Source organism: Pseudomonas sp. 21, from assembly GCF_000955805.1.
Classification (GTDB): Bacteria; Pseudomonadota; Gammaproteobacteria; order Pseudomonadales; family Pseudomonadaceae; genus Pseudomonas.
Genome location: NZ_JYOA01000007.1, coordinates 441,272 through 455,164, shown reverse-complemented (window position 1 = coordinate 455,164; position 13,893 = coordinate 441,272). Strand labels below are relative to the sequence as shown.

The 13,893-nt window shown below is 66.4% G+C and carries 15 protein-coding genes; 3 read left to right on the top strand and 12 right to left on the bottom strand.

Going from position 1 to position 13,893, the window contains the following annotated elements:
* Nucleotides 1–77 precede the first annotated feature (77 nt).
* The 12 genes from UB43_RS17635 to zur all read right to left on the bottom strand — a co-directional run bounded on the left by UB43_RS17635 (nucleotide 78) and on the right by zur (nucleotide 9,425).
* On the bottom strand, nucleotides 78–659 hold the full coding sequence (locus tag UB43_RS17635) for an alpha/beta hydrolase (RefSeq protein ID WP_045213435.1): 582 nt from the start codon (nucleotides 657–659) through the stop codon (nucleotides 78–80).
* 118 nt (nucleotides 660–777) lie between these two features.
* The gene (locus UB43_RS17630; RefSeq protein ID WP_024766995.1) at nucleotides 778–1,431 is read right to left on the bottom strand and encodes a gamma-glutamylcyclotransferase; all 654 of its coding nucleotides are present in this window, start codon (nucleotides 1,429–1,431) and stop codon (nucleotides 778–780) included.
* Between the two features lie 385 nt (nucleotides 1,432–1,816).
* Entirely contained in the window at nucleotides 1,817–2,218 is a 402-nt protein-coding gene (locus UB43_RS17625) for a biopolymer transporter ExbD (RefSeq protein WP_024766994.1), read from the bottom strand.
* Nucleotide 2,219: 1 nt separating this feature from the next.
* Nucleotides 2,220–2,936: a MotA/TolQ/ExbB proton channel family protein gene (locus UB43_RS17620; protein ID WP_045213432.1), complete on the bottom strand. Its 717-nt coding sequence runs from the start codon at nucleotides 2,934–2,936 to the stop codon at nucleotides 2,220–2,222.
* Nucleotides 2,937–2,985: 49 nt separating this feature from the next.
* On the bottom strand, nucleotides 2,986–3,801 hold the full coding sequence (locus UB43_RS17615; RefSeq protein ID WP_045213430.1) for an energy transducer TonB: 816 nt from the start codon (nucleotides 3,799–3,801) through the stop codon (nucleotides 2,986–2,988).
* 422 nt (nucleotides 3,802–4,223) lie between these two features.
* Nucleotides 4,224–5,006 (bottom strand): MetQ/NlpA family ABC transporter substrate-binding protein, encoded by a 783-nt coding sequence (locus tag UB43_RS17610; protein ID WP_045213428.1) that lies wholly within the window; start codon nucleotides 5,004–5,006, stop codon nucleotides 4,224–4,226.
* 41 nt (nucleotides 5,007–5,047) lie between these two features.
* Nucleotides 5,048–5,713, bottom strand: coding sequence for a methionine ABC transporter permease (locus UB43_RS17605; RefSeq protein ID WP_024766991.1), 666 nt, complete (start codon nucleotides 5,711–5,713; stop codon nucleotides 5,048–5,050).
* Nucleotides 5,710–6,720: a methionine ABC transporter ATP-binding protein gene (locus tag UB43_RS17600; RefSeq protein ID WP_045213427.1), complete on the bottom strand. Its 1,011-nt coding sequence runs from the start codon at nucleotides 6,718–6,720 to the stop codon at nucleotides 5,710–5,712. The genes UB43_RS17605 and UB43_RS17600 overlap by 4 nt, the downstream gene beginning before the upstream one ends.
* 193 nt (nucleotides 6,721–6,913) lie before the next feature.
* On the bottom strand, nucleotides 6,914–7,300 hold the full coding sequence (locus UB43_RS17595) for a hypothetical protein (protein WP_045213425.1): 387 nt from the start codon (nucleotides 7,298–7,300) through the stop codon (nucleotides 6,914–6,916).
* A gap of 37 nt (nucleotides 7,301–7,337) precedes the next feature.
* Nucleotides 7,338–8,126, bottom strand: a complete 789-nt coding sequence (gene znuB / locus UB43_RS17590; RefSeq protein WP_017521234.1) for a zinc ABC transporter permease subunit ZnuB — start codon at nucleotides 8,124–8,126, stop codon at nucleotides 7,338–7,340.
* Nucleotides 8,119–8,919, bottom strand: coding sequence for a zinc ABC transporter ATP-binding protein ZnuC (znuC, locus tag UB43_RS17585; RefSeq protein ID WP_045213423.1), 801 nt, complete (start codon nucleotides 8,917–8,919; stop codon nucleotides 8,119–8,121). The genes znuB and znuC overlap by 8 nt, the downstream gene beginning before the upstream one ends.
* Nucleotides 8,919–9,425, bottom strand: a complete 507-nt coding sequence (gene zur / locus UB43_RS17580) for a zinc uptake transcriptional repressor Zur (protein ID WP_015474971.1) — start codon at nucleotides 9,423–9,425, stop codon at nucleotides 8,919–8,921. The genes znuC and zur overlap by 1 nt, the downstream gene beginning before the upstream one ends.
* A 70-nt stretch (nucleotides 9,426–9,495) precedes the next feature.
* On the opposite strand from zur, the gene znuA reads away from it, so the two are divergent.
* The 3 genes from znuA to UB43_RS17565 all read left to right on the top strand — a co-directional run bounded on the left by znuA (nucleotide 9,496) and on the right by UB43_RS17565 (nucleotide 13,731).
* Entirely contained in the window at nucleotides 9,496–10,434 is a 939-nt protein-coding gene (gene znuA, locus UB43_RS17575; RefSeq protein ID WP_045214187.1) for a zinc ABC transporter substrate-binding protein ZnuA, read from the top strand.
* 445 nt (nucleotides 10,435–10,879) lie between these two features.
* Nucleotides 10,880–13,027: an adenosylcobalamin-dependent ribonucleoside-diphosphate reductase gene (locus UB43_RS17570; RefSeq protein ID WP_045213420.1), complete on the top strand. Its 2,148-nt coding sequence runs from the start codon at nucleotides 10,880–10,882 to the stop codon at nucleotides 13,025–13,027.
* 17 nt (nucleotides 13,028–13,044) lie between these two features.
* Nucleotides 13,045–13,731, top strand: a complete 687-nt coding sequence (locus UB43_RS17565; RefSeq protein ID WP_045213417.1) for an NrdJb — start codon at nucleotides 13,045–13,047, stop codon at nucleotides 13,729–13,731.
* The last annotated feature ends 162 nt before the right edge of the window (nucleotides 13,732–13,893 follow it).

Below are 13,893 nucleotides of genomic sequence, written 5' to 3'. Positions count from 1 at the left end.
GGGCTGTGCCTCACCCTAACCGAATCCGCGCGCCGAGGGGATGGGTGCGGCGCTCATGCCGCACCCGCTTGCGTGGCTCAGGCGCGCTGACGCGACTGCTGGTCGATCAGGTACTGCAGGCGATACAGATGACGGTAGCCCGCTTCCCAGGCGCCGTGGCCGGATTTCACGTTGATGTGCCCGGCGGAGGGCAGGATCACGGTTTCGGCGCCCCAGGTACGACCCAGCGCCATGGCGCGCTGCGGGCTGCAGGCGGCGTCGTTGTCCGAGCCCACCAGCACCGTCGGGAACGGCAGCGTCTGGGCGGCGATGGGGGCAAAGTTGCGCAGCGCGTCGTGGCAGGTTTCCCGCTCCACATCCGCCGGCGCGACCAGCAGGGCGCCGGATACCTGGGCCAGCGCACGGCGATCGGCGCGGGCCGCCCAGGCGGCGACGGTGACGCAGCCCAGGCTGTGGGCGATCAGCACCACGCGGCCGGGCTCGCGGCGGATTTCGCGGTCGAGTTCGGCGACCCAGTCGGCACGCTGCGGGGTGATCCAGTCCTGCTGCTGCACCCGCGCGGCGTTCGGCAGGGCGCGCTGCCAGTGGCTCTGCCAATGGGCGTCGTCGGATCCGTGCCAGCCCGGCACGATCAGGTAGCGGATGCGGTCGTTGCGCATGGAGCGGCCCTCTCGAATCGTCATGAGAAGGCATTCTAGGGAGGGTTTTAATATTCGTTAAGGAATAAGAAATTCTTTGCTTATGCAGTATTTAAGCTAAACGAATGGCTATAAGCGGTTATTCCTGCGCCCGACGCAACGGGCAGCAGCGGGCCAGGATGCCTTCCAGGTTGAGGTCGGGCATGGCGTATTCGCGCAATGCACGGGCAGTCTGCTCGACGTAGTCGCGGGTGGTGCCGAAGTGGCCCTGGGCGCTGGCCAGGACATGCTCGACGATGTTGTCGGGCAGGGAGCCGGCGTAGCTGGGCAGGTGGCGTTCGAGAACGAAACCCAGGGCGCGCACGCGGGTGCCGTCGTCCAGGCGGCAGTTGAGCCATTCCGGGCGGTAGGAGGCGTAGGGCATCTCCCGCTCCCAGAGCGCGTAGAGGTTGGCGTCGAGGTGGTCCTCCGGCAGGCGGAAGGCGAAGCCGGAGCAGGAGCCTCCGCGATCCAGGCCGAGGACCAGGCCGGGCGCTTCCGGGGTGCCGCGGTGGGTCAGGGACCACAGGTAGAGCCCGCGGTGGTAGCCGTGCACCCGCGCGCGGCGCGCTTCGGCCACCGGGAACTCCGGGCGCCAGATCAGCGAGCCGTAGGCGAACAGCCACACGGGGCCGGCGCCATGTTCGCTCATGGTGATGTCGAGCGAGGCGCGCAGCTGCTGTGGCGTGAAGCGTTCCGGCACCCCCAGTGTCGGCGGATAGAACGGGCCTTCCGAAGCGGGAGACGATGTCATGCGGTACCCCTCAGGTCTCCGAACTGTCATCAACTTAGTGGAAGAGCGGCGGCCACGGAAGGGCCTGAAAGGCATAGGTTTATTGCCGGGGCGGGGATGACGACGAACGGCGGCTACGCGGTGTGCCGACCGGGCGTAGGAGCGGACTCTGTCCGCGATGTGCCACCGGCTGGCTCCGAGCCGCCGGGAATCGATCGCGGACAGAGTCCGCTCCCACGCGATCAGGAAATGTCGGCGTGGGAAGCGCTCAGTGTGCTGATAAAAACGTGCGGATAAAAAAAGGCCGCTCACCCCTGCCTGAGTATTGGGAGAGCGGCCTTGAAGCTCGGTACGTTGTGGAGGTCCCTTTCTACACCCGCTCTGTTTCAGGCGTCTTACAGGTGCCTCAGCGCGCGGTGATGACCGCCAGTTTGGTGATGCCGGCCTTCTCGATGGAGGCCATGGCCTTGGCCACCTGGCCGTAGTTCACGGTTTCGTCGGCCTGCAGCTGCACGCGGACTTCGGCGTCCTTGGCCTTGGCCGCCGCCAGATTGCTTTGCAGCAGGTCCGGCTGGATCTCGTCCTTGTTGATGAACCACTTGCCGGCGCCGTCGATGCTCACCACCAGCGGGTCCTTCTGCTCCGGCGGGGCGACTGCTTCGGTCTTGGGCAGGTTGATCGGGATGGCGTTGGTCAGCAGCGGTGCGGTGACGATGAACACCACCAGCAGCACCAGCATCACGTCCACCAGCGGGGTGACGTTGATCTCGGAGAGAACCTCGTCGCTGTCCTGGGTCGAGAAGGCCATGTCAGCTCGCCTCCTTCACGCTGGCGCCGGCAGCCGATTTGCGGGCGGCGGTGGGCAGGCTGACGACGCGGAAGGCGCTCTTCTGCGCGAGGCTGTAGAAGTCGTGGGCGAAGTCGTCGAGATCGGCCGCGGTGAGCTTCAGGCGGCGGAGGAAGTAGTTGTAGACCAGCACCGCGGGCACGGCGACGGCGATCCCCACGCCGGTGGCGATCAGCGCGCTGCCGATGGGGCCGGCGACGGTTTCCAGGCTGGCCGAACCGGCTGCGCTGATGCCCTTGAGGGCTTCCATGATGCCCCACACGGTGCCGAACAGGCCGATGAAGGGCGAGGTGGAGCCGATCGAGGCGAGCACGGCCAGGCCCGATTCCAGGGAGCGGCGCTCGCGCTGGATCTGCTGGCGCAGGGCGCGCTCGAGGCGGTCCTGGTGGTTGATCGACTGGGCCAGGTCCGGCTGGCCGTTGTCCTGGACCTGGATGGCGGCGAAACCGGCCTGGGCGACACGGGCGCCGGCGCCGGGCTTGCCGGCGGCCTGGTCACCGGCCGATTCGAGGCTGGTGGCGCTCCAGAACTGCTTCTGGAAGCGCTTGTCCTGGGACTTCTGGCGAGTGAACTGGACGCCTTTCACCAGGGCCAGGGCCCAGGTGACGACAGAGAAGCCGACCAGCAGCCAGATGACTGCGCCTTCGACGGATTCCAGGGGGTTCAGGGGCAGACTCATGGGTGTTCTCCTTCCGCGTTTCTCGTGCGGCTGATCTGGGCAAGTTGAATCAATGCAATTTGAAATCGATGGGTACGCTGACCCAGCCGTCCTGGGCCACGTCGCCGCGCTTGGCGGGGACGAAGCTCCAGCGTTTCACTGCGCGCACCGCGGCGTCGTCCAGGGCGTCGCGGCCGCTGCTCTTCTGCACCTGGATCTCGCTCGGGCTGCCGCTGGCAAGTACGTGCACTCGCAGCAGCACGGTGCCTTCCCAGCCACGGCGCTGAGCCAGGGGCGGGTATTCCGGCGCCGGGTTCTTCAGGTAACCGGCGTTGGCCGAGGGCGGCGTCAGCGGGGCCGGAGCCGGCGCTGGCGGAGCGGGTGGTGCCGGTTGCGGCGGCGGGGTTTCGGCCTTGGGCGGCGTGGGCTGCTCCACCGGCTTGGGCACAGGCTTGGGCTTGGCCACCGGTTTGGGCTTGGGTTTGGGGATCGGCTTGGGCGGCGGCGGTTTCACCGCATTCTCGTCCACCACGGGGGGCGGCGGCTCCTGCACGACCGGCTCTGGAATCGGTTCGGGCGGCGGCGGCTCGACCACCGGCGGCGTCGGCGCGGTGAATTCGATGGTCATCGGCGGCACCTGCGGCGGCACTTCCGGCAGCTGCGGGGTGGGCTGCTGGCTCAGCCAGTAGACCACCGCGCCATGCAGTGTCAGGGCGAACAGACCGAGCAGGACGGCTTCGCGGCGGCTCAGCGCGCGGGCTTTCGCCGGCACGTGGCGGCCCAGCTCCAGCGCGTGGCGCAGCGGGCGGCCGAGATCGACCAGGTCGCCGCCGGGCACGTGGCGCAGGAAGGTATCCGGCGCGAGGGCATGCTGGGGTTGAGCCATGAACGATCTCCTTGCAGGTCTGCGCGGCTCTAAGTCGCGCTTGGAACGGACCTGCATGATTGGCGGAGCGTCTTAGCTCTTGAAGTGATTATTTTCGTTATTGAAATAACTTTCGGGACTATGCGATTTTGCTGGGTCGCTGCAGGCCGCGCCATTCGTGCCTTTGAGCGAAATCGAAAAAAACCGATGCCTTTGCGGCATGGAAAATATGCAGGAAAGGTTGGCGAAAATTTGTCCAGGAGCGCCGAAATAGACAGTCGCCTGTAGGAGCGAGCTTGCTCGCGAACGGGATTTTCAGGCCGCCCTGGAGCTGGGCGGGTTCGCGAGCAAGCTCGCTCCTACCAAAAACCAAAAACCAAAAGCCGGAAACGAAAAAGCCCGGTCATTCGACCGGGCTTTCTTGAGCGTCAGCTTCGCGGCGATCAGAACGCCGGAACGACGGCACCCTTGTACTTCTCGAGGATGAACTGCTTCACCTCGGGGCTGTGCAGGGCGGCGGCCAGCTTCTGCATGGCGGCGCTGTCCTTGTTGTCCGGGCGGGCAACCAGGATGTTGACGTAGGGCGAGTCGGCGCCTTCGATGGCCAGCGCGTCCTTGGTGGGGTTCAGCTTGGCTTCCAGGGCGTAGTTGGTGTTGATCAGGGCGAGGTCGACCTGGGTCAGCACGCGCGGCAGGGTGGCCGCTTCCAGCTCACGCACCTTGATGTTCTTCGGGTTCTCGACGATGTCTTTCGGGGTCGCGGTGATGGACTTGTTGTCCTTGAGCTTGATCACGCCGGCCTTGTCCAGCAGCAGCAGGGCGCGGCCGCCGTTGGTGGCGTCGTTGGGGATCACCACGGTAGCGCCCGAGGGCAGCTCTTCGAGCTTCTTGAACTTGGTGGAGTAAGCGCCCAGCGGCTCGATGTGCACGCCGGTGACGGCGACCAGGCTGGTGCCCTTGGTCTTGTTGAACTCATCCAGGTACGGCTGGTGCTGGAAGAAGTTGGCGTCCAGGCGCTTCTCGGCGACCTGGGTGTTGGGCTGCACGTAGTCGGTGAATTCCTTCACCTTCAGTTCAACCCCTTCCTTGGCCAGGATGGGTTTGACGAAGTTGAGGATCTCGGCGTGCGGCACCGGGGTGGCGGCGACGGTCAGGCTCTCGGCGGCCTGGGCCAGCGGGGTGGCGATGACTGCGGCGGCAGCGAACGCGGCGAACAGCTTCTTCATGGTTGGCTCCTTGGTCGGCCCGCATCCGGCGGGCCTTGTGGTTATTTGCGCGAGTAGTGGACCACCAGCTTGTCGCCGACGGTCTGCAGGATCTGGACGAGTACCACCAGCATCACCACGGTGAGCAGCATCACGTCGTCCTGGAAGCGTTGGTAGCCGTAGCGGATCGCCAGGTCGCCGAGGCCGCCGGCGCCGACCACGCCGGCCATCGCGGTATAGGACACCAGGGTGATGGCGGTGACCGTGATGGCGGCGATGATGCCCGGACGGGCCTCGGGCAGCAGGGCGTTCCAGATGATCTGGCGGGTGCTGGCGCCCATGGCCTGGGTGGCTTCGATGATGCCCTTGTCCACCTCGCGCAACGCGGTTTCCACCAGGCGCGCGAAGAACGGCGTGGCACCCACCACCAGCGGCGGGATGGCCCCGGCGACGCCCAGCGAGGTGCCGACCAGGATCACCGTGAGCGGGATCAGCACGATCAGCAGGATGATGAACGGCAGCGAGCGCAGCACGTTGACGATGAACGCCAGCACGCCATAGATGCCGCGGTTGGCGAACATCTGCTTGGGCCCGGTGAGGAACAGCAGCACGCCCAGCGGCAGGCCGAGGATGACGGTGAACAGCAGCGAACCGCCGAGCATCCAGAAGGTGTCGAGGCTGGCCTGGAGAATCTCGGACCAGTCGATATTCACAAAGAAGTCGCTCATGCGCGCAGCACCTCCACGTGAACGTCGGCGGCATTCAGTTGCGTCATCGCGGCCTCGATGTCACCGCCCACCAGGGACAGGGTGAGCTGGCCGTAGGGCTGGTCCTTGATGCGGTCGATGCGCCCCGCGAGGATGCTGTAGTCGACCCCGGTCTGGCGCGCGACGGTGCCCAGCAGTGGCGCGTAGGTCGCCTCGCCGCGGAAGGTCAGGCGCAGGATGCGGCCCGGCACGTGGGCGAAGTCATCGTGCTGCTCGTCCTCGTCGACGCGCTCGGCCTCGAAGACGAAGCGGCGGGTGGTGTCGTGTTGCGGATGGAGGAACACGTCGGCGACCTCGCCCTGTTCGACGATGCGCCCGGCATCCATCACCGCCACCTGGTCGCAGACGCGACGGATCACGTCCATCTCGTGGGTGATCAGGACGATGGTCAGCTTCAGCTCGCGGTTGATCTCCGCCAGCAGTTGCAGGACCTGGCCGGTGGTCTGTGGGTCGAGGGCGCTGGTGGCCTCGTCGCAGAGCAGGATGGTCGGCCGGCAGGCCAGGGCGCGGGCGATGCCGACGCGCTGCTTCTGGCCACCGGAGAGCTGCGCCGGGTACTTGCGGGCGTGGTCCTGGAGGCCGACGCGCTCGAGCAGTTCGTCCACCCGCGCGGTGATTTCGGCGGTGCTGAAGGTGCCGGCGAGCCTCATCGGCATGGCGATGTTGTCGGCAACGGTCTTGGAGGCCAGCAGGTTGAAGTGCTGGAAGATCATCCCGACGCGCTGGCGGAAGCGGCGCAGGCCGTCGGCGTCGAGGGCGGTGATGTCTTCGCCGTCGATGACGATGCGCCCGCCGCTGGGCTCTTCCAGGCGGTTGATCAGGCGCAGCAGGGTGCTTTTGCCGGCGCCGGAATGGCCGATCAGGCCGAAGACCTGGCCGCCCTCGATGGACAGGCGGGTCGGCTGCAGGGCCGGGATATCGCGTCCGGCGACGCGATAGGTCTTGTGGACGTCGTGGAATTCGATCACTTAGCGAACCTTGTGGGTACGGGGAGGCGCCGCTCGCTGCCGGAGCCGTCGGATGAACAGGCGTAGGAGACGAGCGTAGGCGGTCAGCCAAAACCGCGCATTTTAACCTGCTTTTTTATGGCTGATTAATCTTTGTTCAGCTAAGCACGGAACAAAAGGAAATAACGGGCGCCGCGGACGGGCGCCTGTGGGTTTACGGTGTGCAGGTCGGCTGGGCAGCCGGCGCCACGGGAGCGGCGGGCTTCTGCAGGCCGCTGACGTCGGCGGCGACGCCGGGGGCGCGGGGCATCAGCGAGCGGGCACGGGTCAGGGCGGTGGTGGCGCCGTTGACGTCGCCCTTGGCCAGGGCTTCGCGGCTGCGCTCGAGGTACGCGTCGGCCAGGCGCTTGCGGCGCTCGGCGAGCTGGGTGGCGTCTTCCTGTTCGGAACCCAGCGCGAGCTGCGCGGATTCCAGACGGCCGGCGGCCAGCTCGGTCTCGAAGCCACTGCTGCTGGGCGGATTGCTCGCGGTGCTCTGGCAGGCCGCGAGGGCCAGCGCCATGGCCATCAGCGCGAACAGGCGGATGACGAACGACTTCATGCGTCAGGGTCTCTTTTGATCAAAAAATCGCCAAATTCTACACCGTCCGGCGCGGCAGGACAAAACTCAGCAGGAACAGGGCTGCCGCGCTGACCACGATGGAGGGACCGGCGGGGGTGTCCTTGAACCAGGACAGCGAGAGCCCGGCGCACACCGCCACCAGGCCGATCAGACTCGCGCCGAAGGCCATTTGTTCAGGGCTGCGCGCATGCCGCTGGGCGGCGGCGGCAGGGATGATCAGCAAGGAGGTGATCAGCAGCACGCCGACGATCTTCATGGCCACGGCGATGACGATGGCGATCAACAGCATCAGCGCCAGGCGAATGGCGGTGACCGGCAGGCCTTCGACTCGCGCCAGTTCCTCGTGCACGGTGATCGCCAGCAGCGGCCGCCACAGCCAGCAGATCAGCCCCAGCACCAGGGCGCTGCCGGCGACGATCCACAGCAGGTCGGTCTGGCTGACGGCGAGCAGGTCGCCGAACAGGTAGGCCATCAGGTCGACGCGCACTTCCTTCATGAAGCTCAGCGTCACCAGGCCCAGCGACAGCGTGCTGTGGGCGAGGATGCCCAGCAGGGTGTCGGCGGCCAGCGGCTGGCGCTGCTGCAGGGTGACCAGCAGCACGGCGAGCAGCACGCAGCCGACGGTCACCGCCAGGGTCGGGCTGACGTCCAGCAGGAAGCCGAGGGCGACGCCGAGCAGGGCGGCGTGGGACAGGGTGTCGCCGAAATAGGCCATGCGTCGCCAGACGACGAACGAACCCAGGGGCCCGGCGACCACCGCCAGGGCCAGCCCGGCGAGGAGGGCGTTGAGCAGGAAATCAGCCATGGTTGCAGTCGGGGCCGTGCTGGTGGACCGGAGTGAAGCGGGTGCCGGCGGGGAAGGCGGGTTTCACCACCTCGCCGTGCAGGTCGTGGGAATGGTCGTGGTGGTGGTGATAGACCGCCAGGCTGCGGGCATCCTGGCCGAACAGCTCGACGAAGGCCGGGTCGCCGCTGACCTGTTCCGGGTGCCCGGAGCAGCAGACGTGGCGGTTCAGGCAGACCACCTTGTCGGTGGCGCTCATCACCAGGTGCAGGTCGTGGGAGACCATCAGCACGCCGCAACCGAGGCGGTCGCGCAGGCGGCCGATCAGGCGGTACAGCTCGGCCTGGCCGGCAACGTCGACGCCCTGCACGGGTTCGTCGAGCACCAGCAGTTCCGGCTTGCGCAGCAGGGCGCGGGCCAGCAGCACGCGCTGCAGCTCGCCACCGGAGACGCTCTGCAGCGGCTTGTCGATCACGTGGGCGGCACCCACTTCCTTCAGCGCGTCGAGCGCGTGGGTGCGCTGCACGCCGGGCACCAGGCGCAGGAAGCGGAAGACGGTGAGCGGCAGGGTCGGGTCGACGTGGAGCTTCTGCGGCATATAGCCGATGGACAGCTTCGGCTGGCGCCAGACGCTGCCGCTGTCGGGCTTGAGCAGGCCGAGCACGCTGCGCACCAGGGTCGTCTTGCCGGCGCCGTTGGGGCCGATCAGGGTGACGATCTCGCCGGGAGCGATGGTCAGGTCGACGTTCTGCAGTACCGCCTGGCCGCCATAGCTGACGCCGACGCCTTGCAGGCGGATCAGGGCGTCGCTCATCACGCCTCCCGCTGGCCGGGGGCGCAGGCGCCGCAGAGGCCGACGATCTCGACGGTCTGGCTCTCCACGGCGAAGCCGACGCCTTTGGCGCCGGCGACAATGGCTTCGCTGATGGCCGGTTGTTCCAGCTCGATGGCGGTGTGGCAGGCGCGGCAGATCAGGAACTGGCCTTCGTGGGCGTGTTCGGGGTGGGCGCAGCCGATGAAGGCGTTGAGCGAGGCGATGCGGTGTACCAGGCCGTTTTCCAGGAGGAAATCCAGGGCGCGGTAAACCGTCGGCGGCGCCGCCTTGCGGCCGTCTTCCTCACTCAGCACGGCGAGGATGTCGTAGGCGCCCAGCGGCTTGTGGCTCGCCCAGACCAGCTCCAGCACGCGCCGACGCAGCTCGGTCAGGCGCACGCCCTGGCGCGCGCACAGCGCGTCGGCGTCGGCCAGGGCGCTGGCCACGCAGTTGGCGTGGTCGTGCGGGCGGCAGGCGAGGGGAGTCTTGGGGGCGATCTTGTACATGCGCGGCGACGCTCGGGTTCAGAGACGTTATTATATTACTCTTTCATGTCTCCCCTGTGTGAGTGCCGCCGTGTCCTTCCGTCCCGTCGCCCTGCTGACCGCCGCCTGCGCGCTGCTGCTCAGCCTCCCCGTGCGTGCCGAGGTCAGTGTGCTGACCAGCATCAAGCCGCTGCAACTGATCGCCGCCGCCATCCAGGATGGCGAGGGCACGCCGGACGTGCTGCTACCGCCGGGCGCCTCGCCGCACAGCTATTCGCTGCGCCCCTCGGACATCCGCCGCGTGCGCGATGCACAGCTGTTCTACTGGGTCGGCCCGGACCTGGAGAACTTCCTGCCCAAGGTGCTGGACAGCCGCAAGGGCCCGAGCGTGGCGCTGCAGGACCAGGCCGGCATGCACCTGCGCAAGTTCGCCGACTTCAGCGAGTCGAATCATCCGGACCATGACGATGACCACGACGACCTGGGCCACGACCACGATCACCGTCCCGGCATGATCGACGCACATTTGTGGCTTTTACCGGCCAACGCACAGGTGATCGCCGCGCGCATGGCCGAGGACCTGGCCATCGCCGACCCGGCCAACGCCAGCCGCTACCAGGCCAACCTGAAAGCCTTCGACGAGCGCATGGACCAGCTCAATACCCGCCTGCAGCAACGTATCGATCCGCTCAAGGGCAAGCCGTTCTTCGTCTTCCACGAGGCATTCGACTACTTCGAGGAGGCCTATGGCCTGCGGCACACCGGCGTCTTTGCCGTGTCCGCCGACGTGCAGCCAGGCGCCCGCCATGTCGCCATGATGCGTGCTCAGCTGCAGAAGGCCGGGCCGTCCTGCATCTTCAGCGAGCCGCCAATCCGCCCGCGCCTGGCCGACACCCTGAGCCAGGGCTTGCCGGTGCGCCTGGCCGAGCTGGATGACCTGGGCGTTGGCGTGAAGGTCGATGCCCAGGGTTATGAGCATCTGCTGGGCAACCTGGCGGATGAGTTTGCCGGGTGCCTGGAGAAGCTCTGATCCGGGCTACTGCCGTAGCTTCCCTGATCGTAGGGCGAATAACGCCTCGGGCGTTATCCGCCGCTGGGCTTCGGATGGCGCAGAAAGCGTTCCGCTTTATGCGCCCCTGAACCCGACCTGAGCGTAGGAGCGGACTTCGTCCGCGATAGGTTCGCCTCGCGCCGGACAACATCGGGGACGAAGTCCCCTCCTACGAAAGCCCATCGCCGCGCCTGATCGTCGCACCATTCCTGCATGAAACCTCCCTACCTGATTTGCGGCTTACGCCCGCCAATCGTCGCCTTCGTGCTTGTTTTTCAGCGCCTTCCGGTCAACCGTCTATCGTGTGTAATGGTGCGAGCCAGGCACAAGATATTGATGCCGATCAGTCTTCTGTGTCTACATATTGGGTCTACTCGCGCTCCTTTGCGCCCTGCCACCCAACCGACAGGAGGTTATTTCCCGGATGGCCAAGACCGATGCGCGCCAACGCGGCGCCAACCCAGGAGTTCTCGCCCTGCAGCCTGCCTCGCAGGACATCTGGGACAGCAAGTACCGTCTCAAGCACAAGAGCGGTGACCCCATCGACGGCAGCGTCGACGAAACCTGGCAGCGCGTCGCCCGCGCCCTCGCCGACGTCGAGACCAACAAGGCACTGCGTGAGCACTGGTACGAGCGCTTCCTCTGGGCCCTGCGCAACGGCGCCATCCCGGCCGGGCGGATCATCTCCAACGCCGGTGCCCAGGGGCACAAGCCGGCCACCTCGACCATCAACTGCACCGTCTCGGGGATCATCCGCGACTCCATGGACGACATCCTGGAGAAGGTCCACGAGGCCGGGCTGACGCTCAAGGCCGGCTGCGGCATCGGCTACGAGTTCAGCACCCTGCGCCCGCGCGGCGCCTACGTCTCCGGCGCCGGCGCGCACACCAGCGGGCCGCTGTCGTTCATGGATATCTACGACAAGATGTGCTTCACCGTCAGCTCCGCCGGCGGGCGGCGCGGCGCGCAGATGGGCACCTTCGACGTCAGTCATCCGGACGTGCGCGAGTTCATCCGCGCCAAGCGTGAAGACGGCCGCCTGCGCCAGTTCAACCTCAGCCTGCTGATCACTGACGGTTTCATGAACGCCGTGGAGGACGACGAGGACTGGCCGCTGGTGTTCCCGATCCACCAGAAGGAGCGCAACGAAGTCGACCTGAACGATGCTGAGGAAGTGGTCTGGCGCGACTGGCCGCTGCAAGACGACTACCTGGTGGGCGATGACGGCCGCGTGGCCTGCAAGGTCTACGGGCGGGTCAAGGCGCGGCACCTGTGGGACATGATCATGGTGTCCACCTACGACTACGCCGAACCCGGCTTCATCCTCATCGACCGCGTCAACGAGATGAACAACAACTGGTGGTGCGAGGCGATCCGCGCCACCAACCCGTGCGGCGAGCAGCCGCTGCCGCCCTACGGTTCGTGCCTGCTGGGCTCGGTGAACCTGACCACCTTCGTGGTCGACGCCTTCGGCGACAACGCGCGCTTCGACTGGGAGCGCTACCGCGAAGTGGTCCGGGTGTTCACCCGCATGCTCGACAACGTGGTGGAGATCAACGGCCTGCCGCTGGAACAGCAACGCGCGGAAATCCTCGGCAAGCGTCGCCACGGCATGGGCTTCCTCGGCCTGGGCTCGGCGCTGACCCTGCTCAAGCTGCGCTACGGCAGCCCGGAAGCCTGCGTGTTCACCGAGGAAGTGGCGCGCGAGATGGCCCTGGTCGGCTGGGAAGTGGCGCTGGAACTGTCCCGCGAGAAAGGCCCGGCACCGGCGCTGGTGAAGGAGTACGAAGTCACCGCCGAAATGCTGCGCAAGCGCCCGGAAATGAAAGCCGATGGCCTCAAGGTCGGCGACAAGGTGGCGGGCCGCGTCCTGCACGCCCGGTACTCGCGCTACATGCAGCGCGTCGCCGAGCATGCGCCGCAACTGATCGAGGAGCTGGCCGAGCACGGCGCGCGCTTCACCCACCACAGCTCCATCGCGCCCACCGGCACCATCAGCCTGAGCCTGGCCAACAATGCCTCCAACGGCATCGAGCCGAGCTTCGCCCACCACTATTCGCGCAACCTGATCCGCCCCGGGCGCAAGACCAAGGAGAAGATCTCGGTCTTCAGCTACGAATTGCTGGCGTACCGCGATCAGGTCGACAAGCATGCGGTCCCCGGCGCCGAGGAAGAGAAGCACCGCCTGCCGGACTACTTCATCACCGCCGATGACATTACTCCGCAGCAACACGTGGACATCCAGGCCGCCGCGCAGAAGTGGATCGACTCGTCGATCTCCAAGACCGCCAACGTCCCCACCGACTACCCGTTCGAGGATTTCAAGGACATCTACCTCTACGCCTGGCGCCAGGGCCTGAAGGGCTGCACCACCTTCCGCTTCAACCCGGCGGCCTTCCAGGGCGTGCTGGTGAAGGAGTCGGACCTGGAGAAGACGGTGTACCGCTTCGAGTTGGAAGACGGCAGCGTGGTGGAGCTCAAGGGCAACGAGGAAGTGGAGTACGACGGCGAGATACATACCGCCGCGAACCTCTTCGACGCCCTGAAAGAAGGCTATTACGGCAAGTACTGATGCCCCTGGAGAATGCTATGAGCGTCAAGATCAACCAGAAGATCAAAGGCTTCCAGGTGGTGGACGTGGCCGAGGAAAAGGCCCGCGTGGAAGCCGCCGCGGCCGCCGCCGTGGTGAAGATGGATGAAACCCTGCAACGGCCGGAGTTGCTGGTCGGCGCCACCTACAAGATCAAGTCGCCGCTGTTCGAGCACGCGCTGTACGTGACCATCAACGACGTGGTGCTCAACCCGGATACTCCGTACGAGCAGCGCCGGCCCTTCGAGATCTTCATCAACTCGAAGAACATGGACCACTTCCAGTGGATCGTCGCGCTCACCCGGATCATGTCCGCGGTGTTCCGCAAGGGCGGCGACTGCACCTTCCTGGTGGAAGAGATGAAGGCGGTGTTCGACCCGCGCGGCGGCTATCTCAAGCGCGGTGGCATCTATATGCCGTCGATCGTCGCCGAGATCGGCGCGGTGATCGAACGCCACATGGTCGCCATCGGCCTGATGGAAGGCGCGCAAATGGACGAGGAACAGCGCCTGTACCTCGCGGAAAAGCGTGCCGCCTACGAAGCCGCCCAGGGGACCAACAAGGCCGAACCCGGCGAAGGCTTCCCCGCCGGCGCCCAACTGTGCGGCAAGTGCAACACCATGGCCGTGGTGCAGTTGGATGGCTGTGCCACCTGCCTGAACTGCGGGCATTCGAAGTGTGGGTGAGCCCGCTCAAAACGCAGGCGTTTTGACGGGCGAACGCCCGGCCATGGATGGCCGGGCCGGGGTTGACCTTGAGCAGAGGAACAACGGCAGGGATGCCAGCCCCCTATTCGATCTTCTCGCCACCCGCTTCACACCGACTCTCCCGGTAGGAGCGGGCCATGC